Genomic DNA, 12813 nt, shown 5'->3' on the forward strand with positions numbered 1-12813 from the left:
ATCCCCGAGCGCACACTGAGCGAAAGGCCCTGGCGCTTATGAACACCACGGTCAGCTGCGAGCTGCACCTGCGCCTCGTTGTGTCGAGCGAGTCCTCACTGCCTGTTCCTGCGGGCCTGCGGTATGACACGGCCGATCCCTACGCCGTGCACGCCACCTTCCACACCGGCGCCGAGGAGACGGTCGAATGGGTATTCGCCCGCGACCTCCTCGCTGAGGGCCTTCACCGGCCCACCGGTACCGGCGACGTCCGCGTATGGCCGTCCCGCAGCCACGGTCAGGGAGTCGTCTGCATCGCCCTGAGCTCACCGGAGGGAGAAGCACTGCTCGAAGCACCCGCCCGAGCACTCGAGTCGTTCCTCAAGCGGACGGACGCCGCGGTTCCACCAGGAACCGAACACCGGCACTTCGACCTCGACAAGGAGCTCTCCCACATCCTGGCCGAATCCTGAGCCAGGCCTACAGAGGCAACCTTCTCCCGGCCCCGGCCGGGAGCCGTACGACACCGTCCGACTCGGGGCGACGGTGTGCGACGGACAACCACATACGGAAGTACCGGCGCTGTTCACGCGGGAGCCACCCGCGCGGACGGCGCCGGTGCGCTTCGGGGGACCCGCTAGAGTCGGCCACCAGCGGCGGCAGCAGCCCGTCACCGCAGGCCCGGCCCATGAGGGAGACCCCGTGCAGATCCCCCACGACACCCGTCGCGCGCTCGACGTCGTCGTCGCGCTGGTGAACACCGCGGCCGAGCCGGCCCACTCCGACGGGCTGGCGGACGTGCACGCGCTGCGCGGATTCGTCCACGAGTACGCGATCAGCGACGTCGGCGAGCTCAGCGCCCGCGACCTCGCGGGCGTGCGGACGGTACGCGGCAAATTCGCCCAGGTCTTCGCGGCGCCCAGTTCGCGCGCGGCCTCGGTCCTGATCAACGAGCTGGTCGCGACGGCCGGCACCACCCCCCAGCTGACCAACCACGACGGCTACGACTGGCACGTGCACTACTTCGCGCCGGGCGCCTCGGTGGGCGACCACCTGGCGGCCGACGGCGGCATGGCGCTGGCGTTCATCGTGGTCTCCGGCGAGCAGGAGCGGCTGCGCCGCTGCGAGGCCCCGGACTGTCGGCGGGCCTTCGTGGACCTGTCCCGCAACCGCTCCCGGCGCTACTGCGACAGCCGTACCTGCGGGAACCGGCTGCACGTGGCGGCGTACCGGGCCCGGCGCAAGTCGGAGCAGGGGGCGGAGCAGGAGGCGGAGCTCGCGGCGGGGCAGGGTCCGGCGCAGGAGCGGTCAGAGCAGGAACAGATCGTGCAGGGCGGCCAGCAGCAGCAGTCCTCCGACCACGCCTAGGAAGATCATCAGGGGCGGCTGGGAGAGCGCGAAGAGGCAGCCTCTCGGCTCCTCGGCGGGAACGGTGGCCGGCGGGGGAACGGACGGCTCACCCTGCGATGTCTCGAGCATGTCGGGGCGATGATGGCGCAGCGCGCCCCCGTCCGGCGCTCAACACGCCTATCCGCCGGCGCGCGGCCCCCGGATCCCGTCAGATCAGGTGGTTCCCGGCCCGAATCCCCCCCGCGGGCCGGGCCGATGGCATATGCCGGGTCATATGCCGTGCTTCTTGAGGATCGCCTCGATGTCGGAGAAGTCCTCGCCCGGGGCGGCCGGCTCGGCCGGCTTGCGGCGGGCACCACCGCCCAGGGAGGGCGCGGACGCCTCCGGGGCGACGGCCTCCCGGTCGGGGCGCCCCTTGGCGGCCTTCGGCTCCTTCGCGGGCCGGTCCCCCGCCCCGACCCCGCGCCGCTCTATCGCGCGGGTGGTCAGGAAGAGCAGCCAGGCCAGCCCGAGCACGGCGAACCCGGCCCAGACCGTCGGCTTGAAGACGATCCCGGACAGCCACTGCACGACGCCCGTCATCACCAGGCCGACCGGCACCAGCGCGTACGCCGCGATCCGGGTCGCGGCGAGGAAGCGCTTGCGGTAGGCGGTCAGTGCGGCGATGCCCAGGCCCGCCGCGGACACCGCGGAGCAAATGGTCTCGGCGAGCATGCGGGGCCTCCAGGGCGGTGCGGTCGGTCGGACCCGGCCGGCGGGCCGGGTGTTCTGTCCCCATCCATCCTGCACCGGGGACCGTCGCCGCGGCCATGGCCGGAGCCCGCCCCGGGCGGATCTCCGGGACATCTCCGGGTCGCGGCTCCTCCCCAGGTCCCGGTCCGTGGGCACCCGGCGGGCTGGGAGACTGTGCGCATGACCGATTCCGTGATCCTCGACGTGTGGTGCGAGCTCCAGTGCCCGGACTGCCACAGCGCTCTGGACGACGTACGGGCCCTGCGGGCCCGCTACGGCGACCGGCTGGACATCCGCCTGCGCCACTTCCCGCTGGAGAAGCACAAGCACGCCTTCGCCGCCGCCCAGGCCGCCGAGGAGGCCGTCGAGCAGGGGCAGGGCTGGCCGTACGTGGAGGCCGTCCTGGCCCGCACCGCGGACCTGGCCAAGGCCGGCGAGTCCGTGCTCGTCGATGTGGCGCGCGAACTCGGCCTGGACGCCGAGGAGTTCGACACCGCCCTGATCGACGGCCGGCACATCCTGATCGTGGACGCCGACCAGGCCGAGGGCAAGGCGATCGGCGTGACCGGCACCCCGACGTACGTGATCGACGGGCAGCGCCTCGACGGCGGCAAGAGCCAGGAGGGCCTGCGCGGCCGCATCGAGGAGATCGCCGACCGGCTCCTGGCCGCCGAAGCCTAGATCAGGTCCTTGGCGTAGTTGAGGTTCGTCGGCCGGTAGCCGAGGGACTCGTAGAGCCGCATGGCCGGGGTGTTGTCGGTGAAGACGTGGAGCGCGAGCACCCGGTGGCCCGCGGCGAGGGCCGTGCGTTCCGCGAGGAGCATCAGGTCCCGGCCGTGGCCGCGGCCGCGGTGCTCCTCGGCGACGGCGACGTCGAAGACGTACGAGCCCTCCCCGCTCGGCGCGACCCACACCGTGCCGACGGGGGTGCCGGCCGCCTCCAGGACGCCGAAGCTGACGCCCTCGGTGGCCAGGCCCCGGGGCAGCAGGGACGCGTGGTCGGCCACCGACTTCGCGCGCGCGGCCTCCTCGGACATGCCGCGGTCGATCCAGTTCCGCGCGTAGCCCTCCCGCGCCCCGGCGAGCCAGGTCTCGAACTCGGCCTGCGACATCGGGCGCCCGACCGCACCCTCGCTCAGGGCCGGCGGCTCGGCCGGGAGCCGCTTGTCCATGTTGCGGCTGTACTCGGCGTACCCGAGGGAGCCGGCCATGCGCAGGCCGCCCGCCGAGCCGGCGGGGACCGAGACACGGATCCGCCGGCAGCCCCAGCCGCGCAGGACCTCCTCGGCGGCGAGCGCGGCGACCGTGGCGCGGCCGCGCCGGCGGTCGGGCTCCTCGACCACGAGGTCGCGGATCTCCGCGACCGTCGGCCCGAAGGGCGTGTCGCAGGCCAGCAGCAGGGCGCCGACGCGCCTGCTGTTGACGCGGATCTCGTACGGGCGCGAGCGCGCCCCGCCGGTGCTCTGCTGAAGCGGCCCGCTCGGCCGCAGGGTGGTGGTCATCAGTCGAGTTCTACCCGCCCCGCGGCCCGAAGGACAGCGGCTTCGCACCGCCTCCCGATCAGGACCGGGGGTCGGCGTCCTCGGCGGCGCGGGCGTCGAAGATCCGCATGGCCTCGGCGGTGACGGGGCCGGGGGCGGTGCCCAGCTCGCGCCCGTCGATCCGTACGACGGCCTGGACGTCGCGCAGCGAGGAGGTCAGGAAGACCTCCTCGGCCTGCTCCAGCGCCTCGAAGGGCAGGTCGGTCTCCTTGGCCCCGGCCCACTCGGCGACGAGGGCGCGGGTGATGCCGCCCAGGCAGCCGGAGGCGACGGGCGGGGTGTGCAGCTGTCCGTCGAGGACGACGAACACGTTGGAGCCGGTGCCCTCGCAGAGCCGCCCGACGGTGTTGGCGAAGAGGGCCTCGGAGGCGCCGGCGCGGTGGGCGGCGGCGAGCGCGACGACGTTCTCGGCGTACGAGGTGGTCTTCAGGCCGGCCACGGCCGAGCGCTCGTTGCGCACCCACGGCACGGTGACGACGGCGGTGGTGTCCGGGCGGCGGACGGTCTCCGCGAGGGCGACGATCAGCGTGGGGCCGGCCTCGCCGCGGTCGGAGCCGAGCGGGGAGACGCCCCCGGTGTAGGTGACGCGCAGCCGGGCGAGCGGGAGCGGGTGGGCGGCCAGCACGGCCGCGCAGGCGCGGCGGACCTCGTCCAGGTCGGGGTCGGGCAGGCCGAGCCCGCGGGCGGAGCGGGTCAGCCGCTCCAGGTGGCGGGTGAGCGCGAAGGTCTTGCCGTGCTCCGCCTTGAGCGTCTCGAAGACCCCGTCGCCGACGGTGAGACCGTGATCGAACACGGACACCTTCGCGTCGTCGGCGTCCCGCAGTTCTCCGTCGAGCCAGATCCTCACCGCACGGTCCTCCCGCTTCGCTTCGCGTCCGCCTCGTGCGCGTTCGCTTCGGCTCCTGACGCTACCCGCAGCAGGCGGGCGGCCTTCAGCTCGGTCTCCGCCCACTCGCGGTCGGGGTCGGAGCCCCAGGTGATCCCGGCGCCGGTGCCGAAGAGCAGCCGGGGGCCGCCGGGGGTTTCGCGGTCGATCCAGAAGGTCCGGATGCCGACGGCGAGCTCGGCGGTGCCCTGGTCGGCGTCCACCCAGCCGATGCCGCCGCAGTAGGGGCCGCGCGGGGCGGTCTCCAGGGCCTCGATGATGCGCAGGGCGGAGGACTTGGGTGCGCCGGTGACGGAGCCGGGCGGGAAGGCCGCGGCGAAGAGCTGGGGCCAGCCGGCGCCGTCGGCGAGTTCGCCCGCGACGGTGGAGACGAGGTGGACGAGGCCCGGGTGCTCTTCGAGCGCGCACAGTTCGGGCACGGTGACGGAGCCGGTGGCGCAGACCCGGCCGAGGTCGTTGCGCACGAGGTCCACGATCATCACGTTCTCGGCGTGGTCCTTGGGCAGCAGGTCGGCGGCGGTGCGTCCGGTGCCCTTGATCGGGCCGGACTCGACGTGCCGGCCCCTGCGGCGCAGGAACAGCTCGGGGGACGCGGTGGCGATCTCGACCCCGTGGGCCGGAAGCCGAATCGTTCCTGCATAGGGGGCCGGGTTGCCGCGCGCGAGCAGCGACGTCAGGGCGTCGACATCGGCTCCCGCCGGATCGGGCAGCGTCGCGGACATCACGCGGCAGAGGTTGGCCTGGTAGACCTCGCCCGCCTCGATGTGCTCGCGGATGCGGCGTACGCCCGCGACGTACGCGGCGCGGTCGAGCGAGGAGGTCCACTGGTCGGCGTCGGGGCCGCGCCAGGCGCCGGGGACGGGCGCGGGCACCGGGGCGGGACGTACGTCCCCGAAGCGCGCGCAGACGAGCCGACCCTCGAAGTCGGCGGTCACCGCCCAGAACCCGGTGGAGTCGAGGGCGGCGGGATCACTGGTGACATCTCGAAGATCGGTCGCGAGCAGGCCGCCGAAGCGGGCGAGGGGAGGCAGGTCGTGCACGGCTGCGAGTCTATGACCGGTGACGCGCGGGCGCCGGTGAGGCGTCCGCCGGGTGACCGGCGGTGATCGAGCGGCAGCACGCTGCGGAAACGCGTTTTTGAGCTGGCCCCGGAATCCGCTAGAGTTCAACTCGTCGCCAGGGAGCGAAGGGGGAAAACCCCCGAGCGAACACGGTGACCTGCGGACGTAGCTCAGTTGGTAGAGCACCACCTTGCCAAGGTGGATGTCGCGAGTTCGAGTCTCGTCGTCCGCTCTGTGGTGGGGGATCATCTTCCCGAAGACCCCCGCTCGCTCCATGGTGGAGTGGCCGAGAGGCGAGGCAACGGCCTGCAAAGCCGTCTACACGGGTTCAAATCCCGTCTCCACCTCCAAGGACGATTAGCTCAGCGGGAGAGCGCTTCCCTGACACGGAAGAGGTCACTGGTTCAATCCCAGTATCGTCCACTGGTCCGCAAGGATCCCCGCGCGATTAGCTCAGCGGGAGAGCGCTTCCCTGACACGGAAGAGGTCACTGGTTCAATCCCAGTATCGCGCACGCAGTACGCTTGCCCTTGCCGCCGCGGTGTTCGCACCGTGCTGGTGGTCCCGCGCGATTAGCTCAGCGGGAGAGCGCTTCCCTGACACGGAAGAGGTCACTGGTTCAATCCCAGTATCGCGCACTCGCATCGAAAGCCCCGGCCGTCTCGACGGCCGGGGCTTTCGCGTGTGCGGTGTGTGCGGACCGCGCGCGTGCGGACCGGAGGGGGACGCGGGGGCCGGGCCGTGCCGACCCGCCCACCGCGCACCGTCAGGACGAGAAGAGCATCCGGCCGAAGCCGCCCTTGCGGTGGCCGTGACCGTGGCCGTAGCCGCCGTGCTGCGGGGCGCCCCAGGCGGGCGCGGGCGCGGCGTGCTGCGCCGGGTAGGGCGCCGGGGCCGGCGGCGCCGCGGGCGGCGGGACCTGGCCGTACTGGGAGGTGTACTGGGACTCCAGGCGGGTCAGCGCCTCGAGTTCGCCGTAGTCGAGGAAGATGCCGCGGCAGCCGCTGCACTGCTCTATCTGGACACCGTTGCGGTTGTACGTGTGCATCATCGCGTGACACTTCGGACACTGCATGACCGGATCAACTCCTCGCCGTCTGCGTCGACACCGGATGCCTACCCGGTGGCGTGGGGCTCACCCTACGACGGAGCCCCCGGCTCCAAGTCGGTCGGGAGGGAGGCAATTCGGGCACAGGCGTCCACCATCAGCCGCTCCCCGTCGTCCAGTCGGCGTCCCTCGCCGGCCGCCTTGGCCAGGGCCAGCGCCGCCGTCTGGACGGTGAGTGCGCGGGCAGCGACGTCGAGTTCCGGCCAGGGGTCGCAGCCGGGCGGTCCCGCGGCGGGGCCGTCGGCGGCGCGGTAGGCGTCGAGGAAGCGCAGCCAGGTCTCCGTGTCGAGCAGTCCGGCGGCGTACCAGGCCGCGGGCCGGGCGAGGTCCCAGGCGGGCGCGCCGACCCCGAGGTCGTCGATGTCGATCAGCCGCCACCGCCCCGCCGGGCCACGGACCAGCTGGCCCAGGTGCAGGTCCCCGTGGCACAGCGACCCGCCGGGCGGCTGCGCCCCTTCGCCCCGGGCCCATCCGGGGAGCGTCGCCGCGGCGGACCGCACGAACCGTGCCATCGCACGGGCATCCGTGTCGGTGCTGGCGTCGGTACTGGCGTCGGTGTCCGCGGTGGCGGGGGCCGCTGGCGGGTGGGCCGCGGCGAGGCGGCGCAGCGCGCGGGCCAGCTTGGCGGGGCCGCGCATCGGGGGGACCGGGGCCGGGAGCCGGTGGAGCGGGGTCCGGTGGAGGCCCGCCACGAGCTCGGCGGCCGCCTCCCAGGGCGCGTCCTCGGGACGGTCCGGGGCGACCGGAGCACCGTAGGGCCACAGCGAGACGGCCCGGTCCTCGACCCGGCCGAGCCCGGCGCGCAGCGGGGTCAGCAGGACCCCGGCCAGCGCGGCGTCCCCGGCGATCCGGATCCGTACGGCCAGGGCGTCGGGGTCACTGTCCCCCGCGTGCGCCTTGGCCACGGTGTCCCCGCAGCGGACGACCGTGCCGTCGTCCCGGTCGGCGAGGACCTCGTACCGCGTCGCGCCCGCGTACGCGGCGAGGGCGGCGTACCCGGTGTCGATGCGCTCGCCGTCGATCGTGACCTCCCCGCACCGTGACACCCCGATCGGGTGGTCCTCCGGACGAGGGTACGCAGCGCCCGCCAAGCGCACGCAGCGGACCCGGGGCGGACCGGCGACGGACCGGAGTCGGACCGGAGGCGCCGGGGCATGAAAAAGGGTGCTGCCCGTCCGACTCCCCAGTCGTACGGGCAACACCCTTCTCCTGCCGTCCGTTGGCCGCGCCCCCGTCCCCACGGGGTTCGGCCGGTGACAGCCCCGGTCCAGGCCGCTCTCCTGGACCCGGGGCGCCGCTCAGCGCCCCAGCATCACGCTCACGGACGACGCCTGTGCCACCACCTGGTCGAAGCCTCCGAAGAGGAAGAGCAGGAGGGCGGCCAGGGGGAGCACCATCGCCGCCGCCACCAACGGGTGGCGGTGGCCGGACTCATGGCCGTTGAACGCGAATGCCTTGCGTCCCTGCCGTGCGATGTCCGCCATGGTCCTCTCCCTGTCGTTTGGCAGCGGCGGGCTTGTGACCTCGGGGGACGAGTGCTCCACCCGCCGCTTGTCTTCAACACTAGGCGCGGGAAAGGGCCCTGGCCTCATGCCCTCGTACCCATTGCCGGGCCTCCGGGAGGATGACGGGGCCACCTCGCGCGTACTCCCCTGGGTGGAGACCGGCCCCCCGCTCTGAGGGTCATCCCGGAGGGGATGACCGGAGGGTGGTGACTTCGCTCACTTCCGTCACCGTCCGTGCACGTATGGTCGGCGACCAGGCAGTCCCAAGATCAACCGGACCTGGCCGGACCGCACGGCGGGGAGCCCGTCCCGGACGGACGGTCCGGCATCCCAATTCCCTTGGACCGACGGCTCTTTGGGATCGGACCCCGCTACCGCACACGCGTCCGACCGGTGGCCTGAGGGTCCCTCAAGTGGACTGCCCCGTACTGACAATCGAATCTCCCGGCGAGGGCGCGGCCTCTGAGCGCGCATGCCGGATGGTCCGTAAGCTGTGCCACGTCAACAGGACGACCGGTCAGCGGGGTGGACATGGCGATGATGCGGCTCCGGCGCGAGGACCCGCGTGTCGTCGGCTCGTTCAGGCTGCACCGGCGCCTCGGCGCCGGCGGCATGGGCGTCGTCTACCTCGGATCCGACCGGCGCGGCCAGCGCGTCGCGCTCAAGGTGATCCGGCCGGACCTCGCCGAGGACCAGGAGTTCCGCTCGCGCTTCGCCCGCGAGGTCTCCGCCGCCCGGCGGATCCGCGGCGGGTGCACCGCGCGCCTGGTCGCCGCGGACCTGGAGGCCGAGCGCCCCTGGTTCGCCACGCAGTACGTGCCCGGCCCCTCCCTGCACGACAAGGTGGCCGAGGAGGGCCCGCTCACGGCCTCGCAGATCGCCTCCATCGGCGCGGCGCTCGCCGAGGGCCTGGTCGCCGTCCACGAGGCCGGGGTCGTCCACCGCGACCTGAAGCCCTCGAACATCCTGCTGTCGCCCAAGGGCCCGCGCATCATCGACTTCGGGATCGCCTGGGCCACCGGCGCGAGCACCCTCACGCACGTGGGGACCGCCGTCGGCTCCCCCGGGTTCCTGGCACCCGAGCAGGTGCGCGGCGCCGCCGTCACCCCCGCGACGGACGTCTTCTCGCTCGGCGCCACCCTCGCCTACGCGGCCACCGCCGACTCGCCCTTCGGGCACGGCAGTTCCGAGGTCATGCTGTACCGGGTGGTGCACGAGGAGCCGCACCTCCAGGGTGTCCCGGACGCGCTGGCCCCCCTCGTGCGGGCCTGCCTGGCCAAGGACCCCGAGGAGCGGCCGAGCACGCTCCAGCTGTCGATGCGGCTCAAGGAGATCGCGGCCCGCGAGGCGCACGGGCTGGGCGACAGCCGGCCGCCGGCACAGCGGGCGCGGACGGAGCGGCCCACGGGGCGGCTCGCCGAGGGGTACGCCGAGGAGCGCGCGGAGCGCCGTACCGACGGCACCCCGGTGTCCAGGCTCCAGGGGCCGGGAACGGGCGGCCACGGTCAGGGTCAAGGCCAGGGGCAGGGCCAAGGACAGGGATCGGCCCAGGGGCCGCACAGCGGGCCGCACTCGCGGCCCTCGTCGCCGCGGGGCACCGGCTCGCGGGGACCCGGGTCCACCGCCGGGCGCACGGGCGGACGTCCGGCGCCCCGTACGACGGGGACGGGACGGCGGCCGTCGCGGCCGGACCCGAAGCTGATGCGCCAGCGCCTGATCGTCTTCGTCGTGGTGACGCTGCTGGTGGCGCTGGGCATCGCGCTCGCCCAGAAGCTCTAGCCGAGGCCGGAACCGGGAGCCGAGGCCCGAGCCGGAGCCGAGGCCCGGGGCCGCGCGGGCCCGTCCCCGGGACTTCCTACGGGCGGCCGCTCGCCACCGCGTAGAAGGCGACGGCCGCGGCCGCGCCCACGTTCAGCGAGTCCACTCCGTGCGCCATGGGGATCCGCACCCATTCGTCGGCGGCGACCAGCGCCTGCGTGGAGAGCCCGTCCCCCTCCGCGCCCAGCATCAGGGCGACCCGGTCCAGCGTCTGCGGGGCGGCCACGTCGATCGGCGAGGCCTTCTGGTGCGGGGTGAGGGCGAGCAGCTTGAAGCCGGCCTCGCGGACCGAGTCCAGGCTCTTGGGCCAGGCTTCCAGGCGGGCGTAGGGGACGGAGAACACCGCGCCCATGGAGACCTTGACGGAGCGCCGGTACAGCGGGTCCGCGCAGTCGGGCGAGAGCAGCACCGCGTCCATCCCGAGGGCGGCCGCGCTGCGGAAGATGGCGCCGATGTTGGTGTGGTCGTTCACCGCTTCCATGATGACCACGCGCCGGGTGGTGGCGAGGAGTTCCTCGGCCGTGGGCAGCGGCTTGCGCTGCATCGAGGCGAGGGCGCCGCGGTGCACGTGGTAGCCGGTGACGCGCTCGGCGAGCTCCGGGCTGACGGCGTAGACCGGGGCCGGGAGCTCGTCGATGACGTCGCGCATGACGTCGACCCACTTGGCGGAGAGCAGCATCGAGCGCATCTCGTACCCGGCGTCCTTGGCACGTCTGATCACCTTCTCGCCCTCGGCGATGAAGAGACCTTCCGCGGGCTCGCGCCTGCGCCGCAGTTCGACGTCGGTCAGGCCCGTGTAGTCGCGCAGGCGCGGGTCGTCGGGGTCCTCGACGGTGATGAGATCAGCCACAGGGTGATACTGCCTTGTCCTGGGTGCGGTGCCAACGGCTCCGCTGCGGGGTTGTCCTGGCGGCCTGACGGCCGGGCGCTAGGCCGGCCGGTGCACGTTCACCACGTCGCCGATGACGATGACGGCCGGGGGCCGCACCTCCTGGGCCCTGACGGTCTCGCCGACCGTGGCCAAGGTGGCGTCCACCCGGCGCTGGGCGGCGGTGGTGCCCTCCTGGATGACGGCGACGGCGGTGTCGGCGGGGCGGCCGTGGCGGACCAGCGCCTCGGCGATCAGGCCGATCTTGTCGACGCCCATGAGGATGACCAGGGTGCCGGTGAGCTTGGCGAGGGAGGCCCAGTCCACCAGGGAGCGCGGGTCGTCGGGGCCGACGTGGCCGCTGACCACGGTGAACTCGTGCGCGACGCCCCGGTGCGTGACCGGGATGCCGGCCGCGCCGGGCACCGAGATGGAGCTGGAGATGCCGGGGACGACGGTGCAGGAGATGCCCGCCTCGGCGAGGGCCTGGAGCTCCTCCATGCCGCGGCCGAAGACGTACGGGTCGCCGCCCTTGAGCCGGACGACGGCCTTGCCGGCCCTGGCGTGCTCGATGAGGGCGTTGTTGATGGCCTCCTGGGCCATGAAGCGGCCGTACGGGATCTTCGCGGCGTCGATGACCTCGACGTGCGGCGGGAGCTCGTCGAGGAGGTCGCGGGGGCCGAGGCGGTCGGCGATGACGACATCGGCCTCGGCGAGGAGGCGCCGTCCGCGGACCGTGATCAGGTCGGGGTCGCCGGGACCCCCGCCGACGAGGGAGACACCGGGGGTGTGGTGGCGGCGGCCGGGAGCGGCGAGGCTTCCGTCGCGCAGGCCCTCGACGACCGCGTCCCGTACGGCGGCGGAGCGGCGCGGGTCGTTGCCCGTCAGCACGGCGACGGTGACGCCCTCGACGCGGCCGGTGGCCGGGGTCCAGGCGGTGGCCGCTTCGGCGTCGTCGGCGCGGACGCACCAGACGCGGGCCCGCTCCGCTTCGGCCGACGCGGCGTCGTTGGCGGCCTTGTCGCGGGTGGCGATCAGCGCGTACCAGGCGTCGGTGAGGTCGCCGTCCTGGTAGCGGCGGCGTTCCCAGCGGATCTCGCCGGTCTCCGCCATGGCGTCCACGGAGGGGGTCGCGGAGGGCGAGATCAAGACGATGTCGGCGCCGGCCGCGATGAGCGCGGGCAGGCGCCGCTGGGCGACCTGGCCGCCGCCGACGACGACGACGCGGCGGCCCGCGAGTCTCAGGCCGACGGGGTACGCGGGGTGTTCAGCCATGGCGGTGCGGCTCCTGATGCAGCGGTCGTCGTGCTGTCTTGCCGCTGCGGCACTGGAGCGGCGGGGTGGTGCGGCGGGGTGGTGCGGTGCGCCGCGTGGTGCTGACGTGCGGGTTCTCGTGCGGGTCCACGATACGGCCCGGCGGGTGCGGGGGCGCGGGCGGCCGCTCCAGCGGTCCTTCCTCTGCCGGCGACCGGCGGTGACCCTGCACGATCCGGAGCTGCCGCCGGTGCTGGTCTACCCGGCGGCGGCCGCGCTGTCCTCGGCCCAGGCCGGCTGCGAGGCCACCCGGCCGGCGGGGGAGCAGCGCCAGTACCGCCAGCGCAACTTGGGCAAGCTCGTGGGGCACACCCGCTCGGTGGTGCTCCAGGCCATCGGCGACGGGGCCACCACGAGCGAGCTGGCCCGGCGCGCGGGGGTCTCGCTGAGCACCTCGGGGCCTCGGGAGTGCCCGTCCGGGCGGACCGCGGGCCGGCGGGCGGCTTCCGCCTCATGGCCGGCTACCGCACCCGACTCACCGGCATGACGGACCCGCAGGCGGGCTCCCTGTTCCTGGCCCGCGCCCCCGGTCCCGCCCCCGGCAACGGCCCCGCGGCCGGTCCCACCGCCGGCCCGCTCCCCGTCTGCGGCCCCGCCTGCGGCCCCGCCTGGGGCCCCGCCCGCGGCCACCGCGATGCCCGTCCGCCCCCG

The 12813-nt window shown here is 74.0% G+C and carries 13 protein-coding genes, 5 tRNA genes and 2 pseudogenes; 10 read left to right on the forward strand and 10 right to left on the reverse strand.

All coding sequences use genetic code 11. The features are described from left to right. Window positions 1-38: 38 nt before the first annotated feature. Both DRB89_RS18420 and DRB89_RS18425 read left to right on the forward strand, forming a co-directional pair. Complete coding sequence (locus DRB89_RS18420; protein WP_030011909.1) at window positions 39-452, forward strand: SsgA family sporulation/cell division regulator; 414 nt, start codon at window positions 39-41, stop codon at window positions 450-452. A 229-nt stretch (window positions 453-681) separates the two neighbouring features. After that, window positions 682-1236 (forward strand): annotated as a pseudogene (locus tag DRB89_RS18425) (CGNR zinc finger domain-containing protein); the annotation flags it as partial. Window positions 1237-1287: 51 nt separating this feature from the next. Here DRB89_RS18425 and DRB89_RS43740 read toward each other — a convergent pair. After that, on the reverse strand, window positions 1288-1458 hold the full coding sequence (locus DRB89_RS43740; RefSeq protein WP_204357683.1) for a hypothetical protein: 171 nt from the start codon (window positions 1456-1458) through the stop codon (window positions 1288-1290). Between the two features lie 141 nt (window positions 1459-1599). After that, the gene (locus DRB89_RS18430; RefSeq protein ID WP_112448034.1) at window positions 1600-2043 is read right to left on the reverse strand and encodes a hypothetical protein; all 444 of its coding nucleotides are present in this window, start codon (window positions 2041-2043) and stop codon (window positions 1600-1602) included. A gap of 198 nt (window positions 2044-2241) precedes the next feature. Here DRB89_RS18430 and DRB89_RS18435 point away from each other — a divergent pair, with 198 nt between their 5' ends. After that, window positions 2242-2742: a DsbA family protein gene (locus DRB89_RS18435; RefSeq protein WP_112448035.1), complete on the forward strand. Its 501-nt coding sequence runs from the start codon at window positions 2242-2244 to the stop codon at window positions 2740-2742. Here the strand turns inward: DRB89_RS18435 and DRB89_RS18440 are convergent. From DRB89_RS18440 to DRB89_RS18450, 3 genes are read right to left on the reverse strand one after another with little or no spacing between them, the layout of a single operon-like run. Next, on the reverse strand, window positions 2739-3563 hold the full coding sequence (locus DRB89_RS18440; RefSeq protein WP_112448036.1) for a GNAT family N-acetyltransferase: 825 nt from the start codon (window positions 3561-3563) through the stop codon (window positions 2739-2741). The genes DRB89_RS18435 and DRB89_RS18440 overlap by 4 nt on opposite strands. Before the next feature lie 58 nt (window positions 3564-3621). Next, window positions 3622-4449, reverse strand: coding sequence for an aminodeoxychorismate lyase (locus tag DRB89_RS18445; RefSeq protein WP_112448037.1), 828 nt, complete (start codon window positions 4447-4449; stop codon window positions 3622-3624). Next, a complete protein-coding gene (locus DRB89_RS18450) occupies window positions 4446-5528 on the reverse strand; it encodes a chorismate-binding protein (protein WP_162688635.1) in 1083 nt (360 codons plus the stop codon). The genes DRB89_RS18445 and DRB89_RS18450 overlap by 4 nt, the downstream gene beginning before the upstream one ends. 180 nt (window positions 5529-5708) lie before the next feature. On the opposite strand from DRB89_RS18450, the gene DRB89_RS18455 reads away from it, so the two are divergent. The 5 genes from DRB89_RS18455 (at window position 5709) to DRB89_RS18475 (ending at window position 6187) form a co-directional block, all read left to right on the forward strand. After that, window positions 5709-5781: transfer RNA gene (locus tag DRB89_RS18455), tRNA-Gly, on the forward strand. A 44-nt stretch (window positions 5782-5825) separates the two neighbouring features. Beyond that, window positions 5826-5899: transfer RNA gene (locus tag DRB89_RS18460), tRNA-Cys, on the forward strand. Between the two features lies 1 nt (window position 5900). After that, window positions 5901-5972: transfer RNA gene (locus DRB89_RS18465), tRNA-Val, on the forward strand. Between the two features lie 19 nt (window positions 5973-5991). Continuing rightward, window positions 5992-6063 (forward strand) — tRNA-Val (locus DRB89_RS18470). A gap of 52 nt (window positions 6064-6115) precedes the next feature. After that, window positions 6116-6187: transfer RNA gene (locus DRB89_RS18475), tRNA-Val, on the forward strand. Between the two features lie 128 nt (window positions 6188-6315). On the opposite strand, the gene DRB89_RS18480 is transcribed toward DRB89_RS18475, so the two are convergent. The 3 genes from DRB89_RS18480 to DRB89_RS18490 form a co-directional block, all read right to left on the reverse strand. Next, window positions 6316-6624 carry a zf-TFIIB domain-containing protein gene (locus tag DRB89_RS18480; protein ID WP_112448039.1) on the reverse strand — a complete coding sequence of 103 codons (309 nt, stop codon included), beginning with the start codon at window positions 6622-6624 and terminating at the stop codon, window positions 6316-6318. A 65-nt stretch (window positions 6625-6689) separates the two neighbouring features. Then, window positions 6690-7664, reverse strand: coding sequence for an aminoglycoside phosphotransferase family protein (locus tag DRB89_RS18485; RefSeq protein WP_239516811.1), 975 nt, complete (start codon window positions 7662-7664; stop codon window positions 6690-6692). Window positions 7665-7955: 291 nt separating this feature from the next. Beyond that, window positions 7956-8141, reverse strand: a complete 186-nt coding sequence (locus tag DRB89_RS18490; protein ID WP_112448041.1) for a hypothetical protein — start codon at window positions 8139-8141, stop codon at window positions 7956-7958. Between the two features lie 552 nt (window positions 8142-8693). Here DRB89_RS18490 and DRB89_RS18495 point away from each other — a divergent pair. After that, the gene (locus tag DRB89_RS18495) at window positions 8694-9941 is read left to right on the forward strand and encodes a serine/threonine-protein kinase (protein WP_112453310.1); all 1248 of its coding nucleotides are present in this window, start codon (window positions 8694-8696) and stop codon (window positions 9939-9941) included. A 76-nt stretch (window positions 9942-10017) separates the two neighbouring features. Here DRB89_RS18495 and DRB89_RS18500 read toward each other — a convergent pair whose 3' ends face one another. Together DRB89_RS18500 and cobA are read right to left on the reverse strand one after the other, a co-directional pair. Next, entirely contained in the window at window positions 10018-10830 is an 813-nt protein-coding gene (locus DRB89_RS18500) for an RNA methyltransferase (protein ID WP_112448042.1), read from the reverse strand. A gap of 78 nt (window positions 10831-10908) precedes the next feature. Next, entirely contained in the window at window positions 10909-12123 is a 1215-nt protein-coding gene (cobA, locus tag DRB89_RS18505) for a uroporphyrinogen-III C-methyltransferase (protein ID WP_112448043.1), read from the reverse strand. Between the two features lie 426 nt (window positions 12124-12549). Here cobA and DRB89_RS44630 point away from each other — a divergent pair. After that, window positions 12550-12699, forward strand: a pseudogene (locus DRB89_RS44630) (transcriptional regulator); the annotation flags it as partial. Window positions 12700-12813 lie beyond the last annotated feature (114 nt).

Source organism: Streptomyces sp. ICC4 (genome assembly GCF_003287915.1).
Classification (GTDB): domain Bacteria; phylum Actinomycetota; class Actinomycetes; order Streptomycetales; family Streptomycetaceae; genus Streptomyces; species Streptomyces tritrimontium.

Bases quoted from the DNA above. Each gene is read 5' to 3' on its own strand.
- DRB89_RS18495 (WP_112453310.1), top strand. From the start codon at position 8,694: ATGGCGATGATGCGGCTCCGGCGCGAGGACCCGCGTGTCGTCGGCTCG.
- DRB89_RS18440 (WP_112448036.1), bottom strand. From the start codon at position 3,563: ATGACCACCACCCTGCGGCCGAGCGGGCCGCTTCAGCAGAGCACCGGC.
- DRB89_RS18490 (WP_112448041.1), bottom strand. From the start codon at position 8,141: ATGGCGGACATCGCACGGCAGGGACGCAAGGCATTCGCGTTCAACGGC.
- DRB89_RS18435 (WP_112448035.1), top strand. From the start codon at position 2,242: ATGACCGATTCCGTGATCCTCGACGTGTGGTGCGAGCTCCAGTGCCCG.
- DRB89_RS18430 (WP_112448034.1), bottom strand. From the start codon at position 2,043: ATGCTCGCCGAGACCATTTGCTCCGCGGTGTCCGCGGCGGGCCTGGGC.
- DRB89_RS18420 (WP_030011909.1), top strand. From the start codon at position 39: ATGAACACCACGGTCAGCTGCGAGCTGCACCTGCGCCTCGTTGTGTCG.
- cobA (WP_112448043.1), bottom strand. From the start codon at position 12,123: ATGGCTGAACACCCCGCGTACCCCGTCGGCCTGAGACTCGCGGGCCGC.
- DRB89_RS18480 (WP_112448039.1), bottom strand. From the start codon at position 6,624: ATGCAGTGTCCGAAGTGTCACGCGATGATGCACACGTACAACCGCAAC.
- DRB89_RS43740 (WP_204357683.1), bottom strand. From the start codon at position 1,458: ATGCTCGAGACATCGCAGGGTGAGCCGTCCGTTCCCCCGCCGGCCACC.